Here is a 17,616-nt window from a genome sequence, read left to right as displayed (position 1 = left end):
GCGTTCATGCGGGCGGAGGTGGAGTTCCTGAGTGGCATGGCGCGCGGCTTCAAGGGGCGCGCGCACGAGGCCCTGGATGGGCATCAGCGGCCCGTGTCGGTCCACGTCACGGACGTGGCTCCGGGCCGGCTCCTTATCCGGGGCGCGGCGGAGGACTCCAAGACGCTGCGCCAGGTGCTCGGCTGGTTGGAGTCCCGCCCCGAAGTCCAGGTGGCCACGTGTCAGCGCAGCACGGGCCTGGTCAAGGTGCACTACCAGGAGGCGTCGCGCCTTCCGGGCGCGTTCGCGCTGCGGGTGCGGGACTTCGTCTTCACGTTGCACCAGCATCCGCTCAAGCCGTTCCAGGTGGAGGTGCAACACGCGCTGCCCGGACGCGTGCGGCTGCGCGCCAGAGGGCTGGAGGACGACGACATCCTCAAGCTGGCGGCCTGGGCCGCGACGCTGCCGGGCGTGCACAAGGCGAGCGCGTCGCCGGCCATCCATTCGCTGGTGGTGAGCTTCGACCCGGAGATGCTCAGCGCCAGCCAGTTGATGGCGGCCCTGCGCACGAGCGAGCCGTCCACCTGGCCCGCCGCGCCCGAGCCGCCCCGGCGGGAGTGGGCCGCCACCGCCTTCAATTCGGCGGTGCTCGCCGCGTGCGTGGTGAACGCGGCGCCCATGCCCATGTTGACCGCGGGCGTCGCGTTGACGAGCCTGCCGCTGGCCCAGCGCGCCTTCCAGGCCGTCGCGGAGCGGCGCATCACCGTGGACCTGCTCGACCTGGTGGCGGTGGGCGTGTCCCTGGCCACGGGGCAGGTGCGGACGGCGGCGCTCATCACCTCCCTGCTGGGCATTGGTGACTTGCTGATTGAGCGCAGCGCGGACCGCGCCCGGTCCGCCATCTCCCGGTTGATGCGGTTGGAGGTGCTGTACGCCTGGCGGCTGCGGGTGGACGGAGAGGTGGAGCAGGTCCGGGCGGACCGGCTCAAGGAGGGCGACCTCATCGTCGTGCACACGGGGGAGAGCGTGCCCGCCGACGGGACGGTGCTTTCTGGCACCGCATGGGTGGATGAGAAGGCGCTCACGGGCGAGTCGGAGCCCCGCGTGCGCGAGGCGGGAGACCGCGTGCTGGCCGCGTCCGTGGTGGGCGAGGGCAGCCTCCGGGTGCGCGTGGTGCGCGCGGGCGTGGAGACCACGGCGGCCAAGATTCTCCACATCCTGGAAGGGGCGGGCGCCAAGCCCATGACGCTGCAGGCGAAGGTGGACTCGGTGGCGAATGGCGTCGTGCTGCCGACCTTCGGGCTCGCCGCGGCGACGGGGCTGTGGACGCGCGAGGCGTCACGGCCCATCAGCATCCTCATCACGGATTTCGGGACGGGGGTCCGCATCGTCGTGCCCGCGAGCGCGCTGGTGGCGATGACGCTCGCGGCGCGTCAGGGCATCCTCATCAAGGGGGCCCAGTACCTGGAGCGGCTGGCCCAGGCGGACACCATCGTCTTCGACAAGACGGGCACGCTGACGTTGGGGGTCCCGGAGGTGGTGGACGTCATCCCCGCGCGGGGCTGGGATGCGCGCCAGGTGTTGTCGCTGAGCGCCGCGGCCGAGCTGCGCCAGTCCCACCCCGTGGCGGAGGCGGTGCGCCGGCATGCCCAGGCGCAGGGCGTGGAGGTGCCGCGGCCCGAGGCGGGCCTGGAGGAGGTCGTCCTGGGGCGAGGCGTCTGCGCCCAGGTGAACGGGCGCCGCGTCTGTGTGGGCAGCGCGCGTTGGATGCAGCAGCAAGGTGTGGACGTGACGGACGCGGGCGCGGCGCTGGTCCGGTCCGTGCCGCGCGAGGTCTCCAGCCTGTGGGTCACCGTGGATGGGGCGCTGGCCGGGTGCATCCGCTACGTGGAGACGCTGCGGCCGGAGAGCGCGGGCGTGGTCCATGCCCTGAAGGAGAACGGGCGTCGGCGCATCGTGCTGCTGTCCGGGGACGCTCCGGCCCGGGTGGCGGAGGTCGGGAGCCGGCTGGGCGTGGACGAGGCCATCGCGGAGCTGCTCCCCGAGGACAAGGCCACGCATGTGCGCGCGCTCCGGCGCCAGGGACGCATCGTGGCCATGGTGGGGGACGGCATCAATGACGCCCCGGCGCTCGCGCTCGCTGACGTCGGCATCTCCCTGCGGGGCGCGACGGACGTGGCGTTGGAGACGGCGGACGTGGTGCTGCTGCGTGGCAGCCTCGAGGACCTGTTGCTGGCGTTCGACGCGGGCCGCGACACCCTGGCCCGCGTGCACCGGGGGCTCGGGCTGGTGCTGGTGCCCAACGCCGTGGCCATGGTGCTCGCGGCGCTGGGGTGGCTGCCGCCTGTCGCCGCCGCCGTGGTCAACAACGGCTCCACGGTGGTGGCGGGCTTCGCCGCGCTGGCGCCGCTGTTCCGCCAGGCGCGCGAAGCCCGGCGCGAGGACGCCAACACCCACTGAGCCTCAGGGCAGCTGGGGAGCGGCCGCCTGGGGCCTGGGCTTCACGTCCGTGTTCTGGCCGGCCAGGATTTGCCACTGCCCGTTCGCGTGCTTCATCACGTAGCGCATCTGAGTGCGCAGCACGCCGGGCTCGGTGTCCTGGACGCCAGGGGGCAGGCCGGGGTGGCCCGTCACCGCGTGCGTGGCGTCGACAATCGCCAGGTCCTCCCGGATGAACTGGACCTTGCGCACCGTGACCTGGCTCTGGCTCCCTTTGAAGATGCTGGCGAAGATGCCCGCGTGGCGCTGCTGGATTTCATCGCGGCCCTCGAAGACGGTGCCCACGATGTTGATGAAGGAGGCGTCCGGGGCGAAGTCCTTGGACCAGGCCACCGCGTCCTGACGGTTCCAGGCCTCCGTCTGGTCACTCACGAGCTGGAGGATGTCCGCCTCCGCTGGCGCCGTGCCGGTGGTCGCGCACGCGGACGCCAGCAGGAGGAGGGTGGCCAGCGAGGGCAGGGGAAGGGCACGGCGCATCATTCGGTAGCCTTCTTTCGGGAAAAGCCGGTTGTCGTGCCCAATCCCATACCACGGCCGGCTTCTCCCGAACGCCTCAGGCGTCTGGCTTGGTGTGTTCGCCGCCCTTCTTCAGCTTCTCCCGGAGGCTCAGCCTCGAGCTCCACATCGCTGGCGTCACCACCACGATGAGGAGGGTCAGCACCACGGTTCCCAGCATCAGCTCCCAGAACATGTCCACGTCGTGACTCCTGTCGTCATTGATTTGAGAAAACAGCGCATTCGGCATGGGGCTCGACGGCGGACGTGTCCCGTTGGCGCGCGCGCTTCGCGCGGGCGGTGCAAGGACAGCCGACATCGAGCGTCAACGCGGAGGCGCTCGGCTCAAATCAGCAACGTGCGGATGCGGAGGAAGACGGGGGGGCCCTGACCTTGAGGTGCGTCCCTGCGCGCGAGGGAAGGCTGTGGCCCGCTCAGGAGCGGCGGGTTGGGCAGCCAGGCGGCGGGGACGAGGATGGCAGGAGCTTGGATGAAGGGGGCGTGAGGGGCGGAGCCCGCTTCGGTGGGCGCGGGCAAATCCCAGTGAGGCGCGTCGCAGCAGTGCGCGTGCAGCACCGGCAGTCCCGGGTCCGCCTCCTCTGAGTGCACGGCCCCGTGGGGGCACTTGCACTTGGAGGCCCGCGACTGGACCTGCTTCTCGCAGTAATGCCCGAGCCCGGCCGCGCCGCTGGCGACAGCCTGCCAGAGGAGCAACAGCGCGAGCGCGAGGATCCGCGAGAGTCCAGACACGATGCCCTGTGTATATGCCGCGGCCGTGCGTGTCGCAATGCGCGGAAGCCTCTCGGCGGCGCTCGCCACTCGGGGCGCGGGTGCCAGGACGCTTCCAGGCGGCTGTTGGCCGTGCTGCGTCGATTCGCCGGGCTCACCCGACGGGGGCCCACGAGGCCCCCCGGGTTGCCCACCGACGCGGCTCAGGCCTTCGCCTTCTCACTGCGTTCGCCGCCGCCAACCTTGATGCGCTTGGGCTGCTCCTCGGACTTCTTGGGGATGCGCACGTTGAGGACGCCGCTCTTGAATTCCGCCTGAACGTCGTCCGTATTCACACCTCGGGGGAGCGTGAAGGTGCGGTTGAACGAGCCATAATCGCGCTCGTAGGCGTAGTAGCGGTCACCCTCCTCGCGGCGCTCCTCTTCCCGCTTGCCGCTGATGGTCAGCCGGTTCTCCGCGAGGGTGATTTCCAGGTCCTTCTCCTCCACGCCTGGGACATCGGCCTTGAAGATGAAGGCGTCCTGGGTCTCCTTCACCTCGAAGTCGGGCGCGAAGCCGCCCTCCCGTGCGCCCTGGGGGCCGAGCATCCGGCCGAGGTCGAAGCCCAACAGCTCCTGCATGCGCTCGAAGGGGTCCCAGCCGCGCGGGGCTCCGAGCATGCCTCCACCTCTACGGGCAGGTAGGTCCGCCATGATTCCGTCTCCTTTCCACCGCGCCCCGTTCGTCGAGGCAGGGGGTCTGAGATTCACGGTAGGGAGACGGCGGCGGAAGGGGAGGCACCGGGAAGCCTGCCGGTGCCTCGTCACGCGCCTGGGGTGGGCGCCCGGCGCCCTGCCTCAGGTCCCTTCGGCGTAGAGGCGGCGGTGGTCGCGAAGCTCCGTCAGCCGGAAGGCACCGGGCGCCGGGGCCACGGCCTCGGGCGCATCCGCCGGCAGCTTCATCAGGCGCTCGTACTCCTCGATGGAGACGCGCTCGCGCCGGGCCAGCACCTCCTCCAGGTCCGCCTTCGCCATCCGCTCAGCGGCCTTCTCGCCCACCGTGCCGGAATAGAATTCGGCCGCGCAGCCGCTGCCGTAGGACAGCAGGCCCATGCGCTGTCCCGCCAGCGCGCCGGCCTCGCGGTGCAGCAGCCCCGCCAGCGCCAGGTAGAGGGACGCGGTGTACACGTTTCCGATGCGCGAGTTGAGTCCCAGGGATGTCGCCACCTGGGCGTCATAGCTGGCGGCCGACTTCGCCTGCGCCTCCCGCGACTCCGCCGTCGAAGCCGCGGCGCCCGCCGCATCCTCCAGGTCGCAGAGGCGCAGCTGGGTGTGCGCCTTCCGGGCCATCTTGCAGAACGGCACGTGGTAGGCGATGCGCGCCAGTTGCTCGCCGGGCAGCGTGTCCGACCAGCGGACCAGTCCCGCCGCCAGGGCCTTCTCGCGCCAGCCCCGGTAGGCGCCGGACAGGGCCTCAAGGTAGCAGGTGATGGAGTAGTGCCCGTCCACCAGCGCCTCCCGCCGGCCCACGGGCCGCCAGAAGTCATACACGTCCATGGTGCACACGCCATTGAGGCCCACGTCCATGGCGAGCAGGTCGGGCTGCTCGGAGACCAGCAGCGCCACCGCGCCGCCGCCCTGGGTGGGCTCGCCCGCGGTGTTCAGCCCGTAGCGCGCGATGTCCGAGCACACCACCACGGCCACCTTGCCCGCGCCCGCGCCGGACGCAATCCACTCCACCGCCGCCATCAACCCGGCGGTGCCGCCGTAACACGCGTGCTGCGTGTCATAGGTCCGCATGGCGCGCGGCAGCTTCAGCAGGCCCTGCACGTGCGAGGCGACGGGCTTCGAGTGGTCGATGCCCGTCTCCGTGCCCACCACCAGCATGCCGATGCGAGAGGGGTCCACGTCCTGCTGACGGATGAGGCGGGCCGCCGCGGTGGCCGCCAGGGCCACGGTGTCCTCGCCGGGGTCGTTGACGGCCATCTCCCTGGCGCCCAGGCCCGCCGTGTACTTGGCCGGGTCCACGCCTCGGGCCCGGGCCAGGTCTTCGATGTCCACGTACCGGGCCGGCACCGCGACCGCCAACGCTTCGATTCCCACGCGCTTCTTCATACGACTCCTCGATTCCTTGTCGTGCTCTGGATTCCAGCCGCCGCTTCGCTCACGCCTCGGGGGGCACCAGCACCAGCCGGCCCGCCACCTCGCGGTTCTCCAGCCTGAAGTGGGCCTTCGCGGCCTCGGCCAGGGGCACCGCGTCCGTCACGAACTGCCGCACGCCGCCGGTGGCCGTCAGGCGCAGGGCTTCGTCCAGCTCCGCCTGCGTGGTGGCGTAGGCCCCCAATATCTCCAGCTCCTTGACGATGACGAGCCCTGGGTTGAGCTGCACCATCCCCGACTCCAGGTTGCCCACCACCACCACACGGCCTCCGGGCGCCATGGACTTCAGCGTCTGGTCGAACGTGGCGCTGCCGACGATTTCGACGGCCACGTCCACGCCCGCGCCCTGAGTGCGCTCGCGGACGGCCGAGCCGAAGTCCAGCCCGCGCGACACGATGACCTCGTCCGCGCCCGCCTCCTTCAGCGCCCGCACCTTCAGCTCGCTGGACGTCACCGCGATGACGCGCGCGCCGTCCAGCCGCGCGAGCTGAACTGCGGACAGGCCCACGCCGCCGCTGGCGCCGGTGATGAGCACCGTCTCGCCCGGGCGCACCTTGCCGCGCGTGCGCACCGTGTGGACCGCCGTGCCCGTGGTGCAGCACACCGTGGCCGCCTCGTTCCAGGGCAGCGACGCGGGCACCCGGCCCAGGCCGCCGACGGGGGCCACCATGAACTGGGCGTAGCCCCCGGGCAGCTCCTCGCCGAAGAAGCGGTTGTCCGTCTTGCAGAGGCTGTTGCGCCCGCCGCGGCACAGGGCGCAGTCGCCACACGACATGCGCTGGAGCGTCGCGGCGCGGTCTCCCGTCTTCCAGCCCGGCGTGTCCGGGCCGACTTCAATGACTTCACCGGCGGCCTCGTGGCCGAGGATCGCGGGCACGCTGGTGCGGGGCAGGTTGCCGCGGCGGTTGATGACGTCGTGGTAGCAGACGCCACAGGCATGCACGCGCAGGAGGACCTCGCCGCGCCCGGGGCGGGGCATGGGGACGCTCTCCATCTTCAGGTTGCCCGCTTCACCAAAGCTGCGCAGTACGACGGCTTTCATCTGGGTGCCTCCGTGCATCTGGATTCGTGGAAGGGGAAGGGCCCGGCTCAGGCGCCGACGAGCGCGTCGCGGTAGCCGCGCGGGTCGATGGCGCGAATGGCCGCCACCGTGCGGGCATCCGGCAGCGGGGTGACGGGCAGCGCTTCGGGGACCTGGAAGGCGAAGCCCGTGCGCTCCGCGATGTGCGCTTCCGAGGCCCACGGGTGCCGCGCGAGCAGCCGCGCGCCGGACGCGCCCAGCTCGAACACGCCCAGGTCGGAGATGAGCGTCACCGGCCGGCGCGGGTCTCTCGTGGTGGCGACCTGCACCTGGGGCACCAGGTTGCGGCGCGACTGGCGCGGCACCAGCAGCACCGGCCGGCGCACCCACTGCCGCAGCGTCGCGGCGCCCGCCACGCCAGGGAACTTCGTCCGCGGCGTGTCCAGGCTGCCGCTGGCCGTCATGTTGGTGCGGCCCTCGGCATCCACCTCGGCCGCGCCGAAGAAGACGGTGTCCACCCGGCCGCGCCGCGCGTGGTCGAACAGGTCCGGAATGGTGATCTCCGCGGACCGGCCAGCCAGGTAGCCCAGGTCCTCGGAGGAGGGCAGCAGCGTGGGAAGCTCCGGGTCCAACGCGCCCACGCAGGCCAGGTACGTCAGGTCCGGCGCATGCGTCGCGCGCGCCACGGCGATGGCCAGGATGGCCAGCGGTGACGCCACGCCCGTGGCCACCACGCCGCCATCCTCAATCTGCCGCGCCAGCAGGGCGACCACGGTCTCCGCCGGGGTGATGTCCAGCGCCGCGCTCATGCCGCCCTCCGTGACAGCAGCGTCTCCAGGAACTCCGCCTCGCGGCCCGTCTCCGCCAGCGACAGGTAGCGGGCCAGCATCGCGTCGTCGTGCGGGTAGAGCCCGGCGCAGCCGGTGGGCAGGGCGCCGCCGGGTGCCAGGATGATGCGGTCCACCTGGAAGCCGGGCAGGGTGGCGCGAGGCAGCTTCGCCACCCGCTCCTCCACCGTGGCAATCACCCGCTTCGCCGCGCCCGCCACCAGCAGGTCCGTGGTCGGGTCTTCCATGTAGAGGTTGCCGCGCTCGTCCGCGGCGCGCGCGTGGATCAGCGCCACGTCCGGATAGAAGGCGGGCTCCACCGCCACGCGCAGGCCGGTGAAGGGGTCCTCCACCATGGGAGGCGGCTCCGCCTGCGCCAGCCCGGACACGTCCGCGTCTGGCGCGGGGATGAAGGGCAGGCCCATGGACGCGGCGCGCAGCCGCTGGACGACGCGGTAGCCGTCATGCTCGCGCCAGGCGAGCGTGCCCTGCTCCATGGCCCGCTTGAGGCAGGGCATGGGACGCACGCGGCCCTGGAGGCTCAGCGCGCCGAAGGCAAGCTCCAGCTTGCCCAGACAGCCGCCCGCCACGAGGAGCTCCGCGGGCAGCGGGTTGGGGAGGGAGATGAGGCCCAGGTCGCGCTTGCCCTGGGCGATGAGCTCCATCACCAGCGCCATGGGGGCGCGGCCCAGCATGAAGCCGCCGGTGGCCAGCGACGCGCCATCCGGAATGGAGGCCACCGCCTCCTCCAGCGAGCACCAGCGCGCCGTCTTCATGCGTCCTCCGAATCCGTGCCGGTGGCCGGCACGCCCGGCACCATGCGCAGCGGCGAGGGCCCGGCCTGTCCGGCGGTGTCACCCGCGGCGGCGAAGGGCGGGAACAGCATGTCCACCATGCCGTCGGCGATCTGCTCGTCCGTGAGGCGCCCGTCCGGCTTGAACCACTTGTAGATCCACAGCACCATTCCCAGGAACGAGAAGGCGCCCACCGTCGGGTCCACGGGGCGGATGAGGCCCTGCTGCGAGGCCTGCGCGAAGGCCTCCTCCAGGAAGGCCACGTACTTCTTCTTCCGGGCGTCGATGAAGGCGCGCGTCTCGCCGGTGAGCGTGGCGTGCTCGTGGAGGATGATGATGACCTCCTTGCTCCACCCCCGCGTCACCAGCAGGATGTTGTGGCGCATGCACGCCCGGAGCCGCTCCAGTGGATTCGCGATGTCCTGCACTCGCGAGAGGACCTGCTCCTCGAACAGGTCCATCCCGTAGTTCATGATGGCGAAGAGCAGCTGCTCCTTGTTCTGGATGTGGTGGTAGAGGCCCGCCTTCGTCATCCGGCACGCGGCGGCGATCTCCTGCATCGACGTGCCCTCGTACCCCCGGTCACAGATGAGCCGCGCCGCCGTTTCCAGGATGGCGCGGTAGCGCTCGCCCTCGTCCGGCTTCCGTCCTCCGGTGTTCGTCACGTCTGCTCCCTCCTTGAGACCTACCGACCGGTAGGTAGCAGCGCACGACGCGGGGTGTCAATCGCCAAAGCAGGCCCCCAGGCCGATGGCCCTCTTGGTTCCCCTGCTATTTCAAGGGGTTGGGGAGGGGCTGGCGGTTAGACTCGGCGGGCCATGCGGTACGCGCTCGTCCCCATCCTGCTGCTCTGTGTCGCCCTCACGACGGTGGGGGTGGGGGTGTTCACCCTGTTGGAGCGCAACCGGGAGGCCCAGTGGCACCAGTTCGCGGTGGAGCGCCAGGCCCAGTTGGATGAGGCCACGCGCGGGGTGGCGGAGACGCTGGAGGACGTGGCGGAGGACCTGCGCTTCGCCGGGGAGCTGATGTCCCAGCCCGGCACGCTGGCGGAGCACCGGCGGGAGATGCGCGCCCTGTTGGAGGCGGTGGGCCAGTACAAGGTCCTCATCGCCTACGACGCCAGCGGCAAGGAGTGGCTGCGCATGTTGGACCGGCGCTTGGGCAAGCAGGTGGCGCGAGCCCCCGTGCTGGCGCAGATGGCGGAGGCGGGACGGCGGGCCCTGCTGCGGCCGCCGGGGGACGTCACGCTGTCACCTCCCATGGAGGATGGCGGCTTTGACTCGCTGCGGGTCATGGCCACGGCGCTGCCCGTGGATGAGCAAGGCCGGCCCGAAGGCGCGGTGGCGGTGCTGGTCGACACGACGTCCTTCTTCACGCCGCTGCGCATCGTGACGTCAGACCCGGACGCGCGGCTGCTGCTCCTGGGCACGTATGGCCAGCCGACCTCCGCGAGCGACCCCACGCTGGCGGACTGGTTCCGGCGGCTGGAGACAGAGGGCTCATGGGTGCCGGGCTTCATGGCGCTGGCGGCGCGGATGCGCGAGGGCGAGCGCGGCGCGTTGCCGCTTCGCGCGGAGGAGGCCGAGCGCTTGGGGCTGGGCCGCTCGGAGGCCATCGCCGTCTTCACCCCCATCCGCGTCCGCGGCGGCAGCCACTGGGCCGCGGCCACGTTGGTGTCCACCGCGACGCTGCGCTCGCATCAGCAGGCGCTCATCTGGCGGCTCATGGCCGCGGCGTTGCTGGTGGCGCTCTTCCTGGTGACGTTCGCCGTGTACGTGGTGCTGGCGCAGCGCCGCGCGGCCGCCTTGCGTGAGAGCCGTCAGCACGCGGACCAGCTGGCGCACCTGCAAGACAAGACGCAGAAGATTCTCGACCACATTCCTTCCGGCGTGCTGGCGCTCACGGTGGATGGGCGCATCAGCGCGGTGAACCAGGTGCTTCGCGAGCGCATGCCGCCGGACGCCATTGGCGCGCCGTTGGAGACGGCGTTCCCCCAGGCGCCGGCGCCGGTGGTGTCCCGGATTCGCGCCCTGGTGGCGGCCGCCGTGAGCGAGTCGCGCGCCCACGGCATCCTGGGAGAGACGCTGGTGCTCTTCGGCGAGGAGGGCCGGTTCAACCTCCACGCGGTGCCGCTGGAGGCGCGCCACCCGGAGGTCCACACGCTGCTGGTGGTGGAGGACCTGAGCAACGTGCGCGCGCTGGAGACGCAGTTGCTGCGCGCGGAGAAGCTGGCCACGGTGGGCGTGCTGGCCGCCGGCATCGCGCACGAGATTGGCACGCCGCTGGGCGTGGTGCGCGGGCGCGCGGAGTACGTGCTGGGCAAGCTGGGCAAGGAGCATCCGCAGGGTCCCGGCGTCGCCGTCATCATCGAGCAGATTGACCGGGTGAGCCGCACGCTGCGGCAGCTCCTGGACTTCTCGCGCCTCCAGCCCACGGCGGTGCGGCCGGTGCCGCTCAGCTCCCTGCTCCACGACGTTCAGGAGCTGCTGCGCATGGAAGTGGAGCGGCGCGGGGTGCGCTTCGAGGTGACGGTGCCGCAGACGCTGCCTCCGCTGGCGGCGGACCCGGACCAGCTCCAGCAGGTGCTGGTGAACCTGGCGCTCAATGCCTGCCACGCGTGTGGTGAGGGCGGACAGGTGACGTTGACCGCGGCGGTGCCGGAGGCGGAGCCGTGGGGGCTGGTGGCGCTCACCCTCCGCGATGACGGCTGCGGCATTCCGCGGGAGCACCTCAACCAGGTCTTCGACCCCTTCTTCACCACCAAGAAGCGGGGACAGGGCACGGGGCTGGGCCTGACGATGGTGGCCCACGTCGTGCGCAATCATGGTGGCCGGTTGGAGCTGGAGAGTGAGGAGGGCCGGGGCACCTGCGTCACCGTGCTCTGGCCCATCGCGAAGCCCAGCGCGGAGGAGCGGTATGTCGGTTGAGGGACGCATCCTGGTCGTCGATGACCACGTGGACATGGGCCTCATGCTGCGGGAGCCCCTCACGGACGCGGGCTACGCCGTGGACCTGGCCACGGGCGGCGAAGAGGCCATCCAGATGGCGCGCGCGCGGGCCTACGACGCGGTGCTGTGTGACTTGCGCATGGAAGGGGTGGACGGCCTGGACGTGCTGGAGGCCGTGCGGGCGCTCGACGCGGACATCCCCGTGTTGATGATGACGGCCTTCGGCGGCGTGGAGAGCGCGGTGGAGGCGATGAAGCGTGGCGCGTACCACTACTTCACCAAGCCCTTTCGCCTGGATGAGGTGCTGCTCTTCCTCGAGCGGGCCCTGAAGGAGCGCCGGCTCCAGGTGGAGAACCGGGCACTGCGGCGCGCCGCCGCCGAGCGCAGCGGGCTGGGCGCGTTGGTGGGCCGCAGCGCGGCGATGCGAAACCTCTACGAGCTCATCGACCGCGTGGCCCATGCCCAGGCGGCGGTGCTGCTGCGGGGCCCGAGCGGCACGGGCAAGGAGCTGGTCGCCCGCGCGCTGCACTTCCAGGGGCCTCGCGCCTCCGGGCCCTTCGTGGCCGTCAACTGCACGGCGCTGCCGCATGACTTGCTGGAGAGCGAGCTGTTCGGTCACCTCAAGGGCGCCTTCACCGGCGCCACCCACGCCCGTCGCGGCCTCTTCGTGGAGGCGGATGGGGGCACGCTGTTCCTGGACGAGATTGGCGACATGCCGCTGGAGCTCCAGGCCCGCCTGCTGCGCGTGCTGGAGGACGGCGAGGTGCGCGCGGTGGGCGCCGACGGCAGCCGCACCGTGGACGTGCGCATCATCGCCGCCACGCACCAGGACCTGGACGCCCGCGTTCGCGAGGCCCGCTTCCGCGCGGACCTGTTCTACCGGCTCAATGTCGTGAGCCTGCTGTTGCCGCCGCTGTCGGAGCGGCGGGAGGACATCCCCTTGCTGGTGGAGCACTTCACGGCTCGCGCCCGCGCGCGCAACCCTCGCTCCCGGATGCAGTCCTTGTCTCCGGAGGCGGTGGCCGCGCTCGCGACCTTGCCCTGGCCGGGGAACGTGCGTGAGCTGGAGAACCTCATCGAGCGGCTGGCGGTGATGGTGGCGAGCGAGGTCGTGAGTCTGGAGGACTTGCGCCCACACCTGCCACCCGAGGCGCCGGAGGTGCAGCCATTGGTGATGGCGCAGCACGCGCTGTGGCCCCTGCGGCGGCTGGAGGGGGAGTACATCGCGTGGATGGTGACACGCTGCGGCGGGAACAAGACGCGCGCCGCGGAGGTGCTCGGCATCGACGTGTCCACCATCCATCGTCGCGAGCGGGAGCGCGGGTAGGGGCGCGCGGGACACCGTGGTAATCCGCCAGGGGCGTCTGGCGTGATGCAACGGTTCGCCCGCATGTCGCCTGGGCGCTCGGGGCGGGGACAGCGGGCATGGGCATTGCTTGATGTCGCAACGTGAAGTCTTCGTCCATCGCCCGTGCCCTCCTGCTCGGAGGGGATGCGTCGCTCAGCTCGCTCCTGAGGGACGTGCTGGCGGAGCTGGGCATCGCGCTGGAGTCGGGCGCGCCGGCCGGTGGGTGTCCGGACCTCGTGCTCGTCCACGTCGAGCGGGGTGAGAGTCTCCAGCGCCGGCTTCAGCGCGCCCGGGAGCTTTCGCCTCAGCGGCCCATCATCGTGCTGGTGCCCTTCGCCGATGAGCGGCTGATGGGACTCGCCCTGCGGCTGGGCGCCCGCGACTGTTTCGCGCTGGGCCGTCCGCTCGGTGAGCTGCGCCGGGTGTTGCTGGCCCACGTTCCAGGTCACCGGAGCTCCGTATTCATCTCTCCCGGCGGGGCCGTGCCGCCGTCGACCGAGTCGCCCCATGATTGAGCCTCTCGCCGTGTCCTTGGTGCCCGCCACTCCCGCGTTTCCGGACCGCCCGCTCGTCGCGCCGTCCGCTCCTTCCGAAGTGCCGCTCTTCCAGGACGCCGGTCTGCGCGTGACGACCGAGCGGGTCGTCGCCCGGGGCAGGACGCTGCTGCTCGCGGACGTCCAGCGGGTGGAGACGGTGCGGCGCACGCCTCGCATGGTTCCCGTGCTGGCCACGCTGGCGCTGTGCATGAGCGTGGGGCTGCCGGCGCTGTCCGCGCTGTCCGTGTCCAGCAGCACGGCGAAGGGTGTCTACGAGGCGGCGCTGGTCGCCGTCGTCATGGTCATCTTCGGGTGCATTGCGCGGCTCGTCCTGGCCGAGGAGTCGTACCGGCTGGTGCTGCATACCCGCGCCGGCTCGTGGCGCGTGCGCGCGAGCAAGGATCCGAAGTCCCTCATGCTGCTCGCCGGGCTCATCCATGACGCCGTTGTGGCGCGACGGAGGCACTGAGCGGGCCGCAGGCGGCGCTGGCCCGGGAGCGCCGGGCGCGCGTGTCTCGCGGCGCTAAAGCCCGCCATCCCCGCGCTGGCGTTCGGCTTCCAGCGCGTCGTGGATGGGACGGCCCCACTGCTCCGCCAGGGCTCGTCCCTGCGATGAGACGCGGCGAGCCTTCTCCTCCGCGTCGTCCTCGAAGGGCAGCACGGGGTTCTTCGCGTTCCGCTCCAGGACGTCGCGCAGGCGCGGGGCGTCCTCCGTCGTCGGCTCCAGGCCGAACAGCTCGGTGAGCACGCGCGGGCCCTCCGGCTGCAACTGCCGGTAGTCCATCAGCCGCGCCTGGCCTGTCCGCGCGCGGTAGCCTCGCAGGCCCGCGTCGCAGATGGCCGCGAGGACGCGCGCGCCGTATTCATCCAGGGGCATGCCTTCCACTTGCCCGGGCTCCAGGTCCAGGTGCGCGGGGGCCAGCAGTCCCGGCAGCATGTGCGCGCCCCGGTGGTTCTGATGCGACGCCATCACCTCCACCGGGTCCCGGTAGAGGAACAGCCACGGCACGCCAGGGAAGGCGCGCTGGAGCAGCGGAAGCTCCAGGACGTGCCACGCGTCCAGCTTGAGGAACACCGCGCGCTCCTCTGGATGGCGCTGCTGTCCCAGGGCGCCCACCACCGCGCGCAGCCATTCGATGCGCTGCGCGTCCGTGACGCCTGGCAGGCGTTGATGCGCGCGCAGCACCGTGTCCACGGGGCCGGCTTCGGACAGCACGATGTGGCGCGGCAGCGCGGCCAGCAGCTGCGCCACCAGCGTGGAGCCGCAGCGGGACATGTGGAAGACGAGCCCGCGCACTGGCAGGCCGGGCTTCTCAGCGTGTCGTGCCACCAGCGCGTCCATGGACGTCTGATGCCGGAAGAACAGGGCGAACGGGTGTCGGAGCCGCCGCTCAAGCGTCTCGTCGAAGAACGGGTCCGTGAAGCGCTGGCCCCCCAGGTGGCACCAGTCCACGCGCGGCTGCCCGTCGTCCACATGGATGCGCGCGGGCACCCAGCCCTCCAGGTCCGGTGTCATATCCATCGCTCCCGCCAGACCCGGCGAGCGGCGCGCAGGGCCTCGTGGACGTCGTCGGCGGTGAAGTGGCAGTCGTGCGCGGCGCCCAGTTCGACCGCGCGTGCCACGAAGGCCGCGGTGTCCGGCGTCTCCCGCAGCGCGTCCTGAAGCGTGACGTCCTCCAGGACGCGGAGACGGAAGCGCTCTAAGGCCTCAGCGGCCATTCACGGCTCCCGTGAAGATGTCTCTCAGCCAGTCATTCACGTCGCAGTCCAGCACCAGGTGGACGCGGTCGGTGTCGCTGGGGTTGTCCACCCGGTGGGGACGGTTGAAGTCCAGGTACCAGCACTCACCGGGCTGGAGGACGACGCGCTCGCCTCCGAGGAAGAAGGCCACGTCGGGGTGCGTGGTGATGGGGACGTGGAGCCGCACCTCGCCGTCCGCGTAGCCCAGGTTGTAGTCCGTGTGCTCGCGGATGCGCGCGCCCGCCGCGAGCTTCAGCAGCCGCGCGGCGCCAATGGGACACTGAAACGTGGCGAGCACGGCGCGCAGCGCGGGGCAGCGCGCGAGCAGCGGCGTGTCGGCGTAGCGCTCGCGCCCCGTGGGGTCCGGATAGATGCGGCCTTCCATTCCGCCAATGGAGCGCAGGGGCACGCCGCTCCACTCGCCCTCGTATTCGCGCTTATTGAAGTGGGGAACCCACGCCTCGGCGGGCAGGGTCGCGAGCTCTCCCTGGAGCGGCGCGGCGTCGAAGTGGAAGGGCAGGCGGAGGCGGTCGGGCACGGGCGTCGACATGCGGTGCTCCTCGTCGCGGTGATGGGTTCCAGCGTGGCTCATGCCAGCCGCGGAGGCCGGTGCGCCGTCTTGGCTCTGATGAGCGCTGCCTGGGCGCGGGCCAGCGTCCCCTGCGGGTCCTCCTCACCCTCGACAGTCACGGTCGCCGATACCACAGCGGGCGCGCCCGAGGTGTCGTGCAGCTTCTGGCGCCGCGCTTCGGCCCGCGTCGCGTCCACGCCAGGGAGGGCCAGGAGGAACGTCCCGCCTTCCCAGCGCACCGCGAAGCCTCCAGGGACGCTCAGGGCTTCGGTGATGCGGGCGCCGTCTCGCAGCGCGGCGTCTCCCGCGTCGAAGCCCTGCGCCGCGTTGATGTGCCCCAGTCCCACCAGGTCCGCGAGCAGCACGCTGAAGGGCTTGCCATCCCTGCGGCAGCGGCCAATCTCGCGCAGCACCCGTTCTTCGCCCACGCGCCGCGAGTCCAGCCCCGTCAGCGCGTCCACCCGGTACTGTCGCTCCCGCTCCTCACGGGCTGGCCGGGTGTGGCCGCTGTCGGCGAGCGCCAGCATCTGCGCCATGCCGCCAGGGATGGGGAAGGGCCGGGCCACCCAGCGCAGCCGGCGCGGCTGGGGACGCTCCAGGACGAGCGTCAGGCGGAGGCCTCGGGAAGACTCGGAGGCCAGGTCGAGCTGCCGCAGCGTGCTCGCCGGGTCCGCGGTGAGTCCCGCGACGTGCTGGCAGAAGGCCTCGAACGTCATGGCCGGGAAGGGCTCTGGCGGCAGGCCGAGCAGGTCCGTCATCGCGGCGTTGCACGCGTGAGGTTTGCGCCCAGGTGCCACCAGCAGCGCCGCCACGTCCAGGGCCTGCACCGCATCGCGCAGGAGCCCCAGGGCCGATGCTTCGGTGAGCGCGGGCTCCGCCTGGGCCTTCCCGGTGGCCTGGTTCACCCGGGCTCGCTGCTCCAGGTCCTCGGCGACGCGGTTCGCGAGCTCCCGCAGCGCGGCCAGGTCCTCGGCGCCCAGGACGAGCGGGCGTGTGTCGATGACGCACAGCGAGCCCAGCACCTCGCCCGTGGACGTCAGCAGTGGCGCGCCCGCGTAGCTGCCCACGACGCCGTCGCGCACCAGGGGGTTGTCGCGGAAGTAGGGGTGGCGCCGGGCGTCCGGCACGACGAGCGGCTCGCGCCCCTGCACGACATGGTGACAGAACGCCCAGTCGCGCGGCGTGCCCCGGTCCTTCGCGAGAGCGGGCGGCAGGCCGACGTGGGCCTTGAACCACTGGCGCTCGCCCAGCACCAGCGTCAGCAGCGCCACGGGGACACCGAAGGCCAGAGCGACTTCCTTCACGAGCTGCTGGAGCTCCGCCTCGGGGGGGCCGTTGTCGACCAGGTGCATGGCCGCGATGCTCGCCAGCCGTTGCCGCTCCTGCTCACCGGACACCTCCGTCGCGGGGGGCTGTGGCGCGAGCTGTCCGGTGAGCACGCGCCGCAGGGTCTCCCGCATCAGCTCCGAGGCGGCCCGGCGGCTGAGCAACGCGTGGATGCCCAGCGCCTCCTTGAGCTGCCATGCGCGGACGCGCAGCTCGTCGAAGGCGGTAATCACCACGACCTGCGTCTCGGCGGAGTCCTCCTGTTCCCGAAGCCACGTCAGCAGCGTGAAGCCGTCCAGCTTGGGCAGCGCCAGGTCCGTGACGAGCAGCAGGGGCGCGCCGCGCTGGCGCATGACGTCCTGGGCCTCCGCACCATCCTTGGCGACGACACCCTCCAGGCCCTCCTCCGTCACCAGGGACAAGAGGCCAGCGGCTCGCTGCGGGTCGGGCTCGGCGATGAGGGCGTAGCGGCGCATGCGGGAGCGGGGATGCTGCCACGGCTGCGGTCTGGCTCAAGGGGCCGTGTGACGCAGGGGCGCCCGGAGCGGTTGTCTGGCTGTCGGCTAGTCCTGGCGCATCGCGTCGGCGCTGGCGCGCTGGGCCGCGGGCTTCCATGCAACGAGGACCGGGCGTACGCTACCAGGGACTCAGCGTCCCTCTAACGA

18 protein-coding genes are annotated in these 17,616 nt (G+C 71.7%); 5 read left to right on the top strand and 13 right to left on the bottom strand.

The annotated features are described in order from the left end of the window. Window positions 1–6: 6 nt before the first annotated feature. Window positions 7–2,439, top strand: coding sequence for a cation-translocating P-type ATPase (locus HV824_RS00665; RefSeq protein WP_176422426.1), 2,433 nt, complete (start codon window positions 7–9; stop codon window positions 2,437–2,439). 3 nt (window positions 2,440–2,442) lie between these two features. On the opposite strand, the gene HV824_RS00660 is transcribed toward HV824_RS00665, so the two are convergent. From HV824_RS00660 to HV824_RS00620, 9 genes are all read right to left on the bottom strand, one after another. Then, window positions 2,443–2,958, bottom strand: a complete 516-nt coding sequence (locus tag HV824_RS00660) for an SgcJ/EcaC family oxidoreductase (RefSeq protein WP_176415067.1) — start codon at window positions 2,956–2,958, stop codon at window positions 2,443–2,445. 73 nt (window positions 2,959–3,031) lie between these two features. Then, complete coding sequence (locus HV824_RS00655; RefSeq protein ID WP_176415066.1) at window positions 3,032–3,175, bottom strand: hypothetical protein; 144 nt, start codon at window positions 3,173–3,175, stop codon at window positions 3,032–3,034. 143 nt (window positions 3,176–3,318) lie between these two features. Further along, window positions 3,319–3,723, bottom strand: coding sequence for a hypothetical protein (locus HV824_RS00650; RefSeq protein WP_176415065.1), 405 nt, complete (start codon window positions 3,721–3,723; stop codon window positions 3,319–3,321). A 182-nt stretch (window positions 3,724–3,905) separates the two neighbouring features. Beyond that, window positions 3,906–4,394 (bottom strand): Hsp20/alpha crystallin family protein, encoded by a 489-nt coding sequence (locus HV824_RS00645; RefSeq protein WP_176415064.1) that lies wholly within the window; start codon window positions 4,392–4,394, stop codon window positions 3,906–3,908. 144 nt (window positions 4,395–4,538) lie between these two features. Next, complete coding sequence (locus HV824_RS00640) at window positions 4,539–5,795, bottom strand: hydroxymethylglutaryl-CoA synthase family protein (protein ID WP_176422425.1); 1,257 nt, start codon at window positions 5,793–5,795, stop codon at window positions 4,539–4,541. A 49-nt stretch (window positions 5,796–5,844) separates the two neighbouring features. Beyond that, window positions 5,845–6,882, bottom strand: coding sequence for an alcohol dehydrogenase catalytic domain-containing protein (locus HV824_RS00635; RefSeq protein WP_176422424.1), 1,038 nt, complete (start codon window positions 6,880–6,882; stop codon window positions 5,845–5,847). 47 nt (window positions 6,883–6,929) lie between these two features. Continuing rightward, the gene (locus HV824_RS00630; RefSeq protein ID WP_176422423.1) at window positions 6,930–7,670 is read right to left on the bottom strand and encodes a CoA-transferase subunit beta; all 741 of its coding nucleotides are present in this window, start codon (window positions 7,668–7,670) and stop codon (window positions 6,930–6,932) included. Further along, window positions 7,667–8,464, bottom strand: coding sequence for a CoA transferase subunit A (locus HV824_RS00625; protein ID WP_176415060.1), 798 nt, complete (start codon window positions 8,462–8,464; stop codon window positions 7,667–7,669). The genes HV824_RS00630 and HV824_RS00625 overlap by 4 nt, the downstream gene beginning before the upstream one ends. After that, the gene (locus HV824_RS00620; RefSeq protein ID WP_176422422.1) at window positions 8,461–9,147 is read right to left on the bottom strand and encodes a TetR/AcrR family transcriptional regulator; all 687 of its coding nucleotides are present in this window, start codon (window positions 9,145–9,147) and stop codon (window positions 8,461–8,463) included. Before HV824_RS00620 ends, HV824_RS00625 begins: the two co-directional genes overlap by 4 nt. Before the next feature lie 153 nt (window positions 9,148–9,300). On the opposite strand from HV824_RS00620, the gene HV824_RS00615 reads away from it, so the two are divergent. From HV824_RS00615 to HV824_RS00600, 4 genes are all read left to right on the top strand, one after another. Beyond that, window positions 9,301–11,409 carry a nitrogen regulation protein NR(II) gene (locus HV824_RS00615; RefSeq protein ID WP_176422421.1) on the top strand — a complete coding sequence of 703 codons (2,109 nt, stop codon included), beginning with the start codon at window positions 9,301–9,303 and terminating at the stop codon, window positions 11,407–11,409. Beyond that, window positions 11,399–12,757 carry a sigma-54 dependent transcriptional regulator gene (locus HV824_RS00610; RefSeq protein ID WP_176415057.1) on the top strand — a complete coding sequence of 453 codons (1,359 nt, stop codon included), beginning with the start codon at window positions 11,399–11,401 and terminating at the stop codon, window positions 12,755–12,757. Before HV824_RS00615 ends, HV824_RS00610 begins: the two co-directional genes overlap by 11 nt. A 122-nt stretch (window positions 12,758–12,879) precedes the next feature. Next, a complete protein-coding gene (locus HV824_RS00605; RefSeq protein WP_176415056.1) occupies window positions 12,880–13,293 on the top strand; it encodes a DNA-binding response regulator in 414 nt (137 codons plus the stop codon). Next, window positions 13,286–13,783 (top strand): DUF6232 family protein, encoded by a 498-nt coding sequence (locus HV824_RS00600; protein ID WP_176415055.1) that lies wholly within the window; start codon window positions 13,286–13,288, stop codon window positions 13,781–13,783. Before HV824_RS00605 ends, HV824_RS00600 begins: the two co-directional genes overlap by 8 nt. 54 nt (window positions 13,784–13,837) lie before the next feature. Here HV824_RS00600 and HV824_RS00595 read toward each other — a convergent pair whose 3' ends face one another. From HV824_RS00595 to HV824_RS00580, 4 genes are read right to left on the bottom strand one after another with little or no spacing between them, the layout of a single operon-like run. After that, a complete protein-coding gene (locus HV824_RS00595; RefSeq protein ID WP_255207633.1) occupies window positions 13,838–14,836 on the bottom strand; it encodes a sulfotransferase family protein in 999 nt (332 codons plus the stop codon). Then, window positions 14,827–15,033 carry a Nif11 family protein gene (locus HV824_RS00590; RefSeq protein WP_176422420.1) on the bottom strand — a complete coding sequence of 69 codons (207 nt, stop codon included), beginning with the start codon at window positions 15,031–15,033 and terminating at the stop codon, window positions 14,827–14,829. The genes HV824_RS00595 and HV824_RS00590 overlap by 10 nt, the downstream gene beginning before the upstream one ends. Then, on the bottom strand, window positions 15,023–15,604 hold the full coding sequence (locus HV824_RS00585) for an aspartyl/asparaginyl beta-hydroxylase domain-containing protein (RefSeq protein ID WP_176415053.1): 582 nt from the start codon (window positions 15,602–15,604) through the stop codon (window positions 15,023–15,025). The genes HV824_RS00590 and HV824_RS00585 overlap by 11 nt, the downstream gene beginning before the upstream one ends. A 38-nt stretch (window positions 15,605–15,642) precedes the next feature. After that, window positions 15,643–17,427, bottom strand: a complete 1,785-nt coding sequence (locus HV824_RS00580) for a GAF domain-containing protein (protein ID WP_176422419.1) — start codon at window positions 17,425–17,427, stop codon at window positions 15,643–15,645. Between the last annotated feature and the right edge of the window lie 189 nt (window positions 17,428–17,616).

Origin of the sequence: Myxococcus sp. AM009, assembly GCF_013372605.1 — a bacterium.
In the GTDB taxonomy this organism is placed as follows: Bacteria; Myxococcota; Myxococcia; order Myxococcales; family Myxococcaceae; genus Myxococcus; species Myxococcus vastator.
The sequence above is the reverse complement of the archived record's forward strand: the minus strand, read 5'-3'. Positions and strand labels throughout refer to the sequence as shown.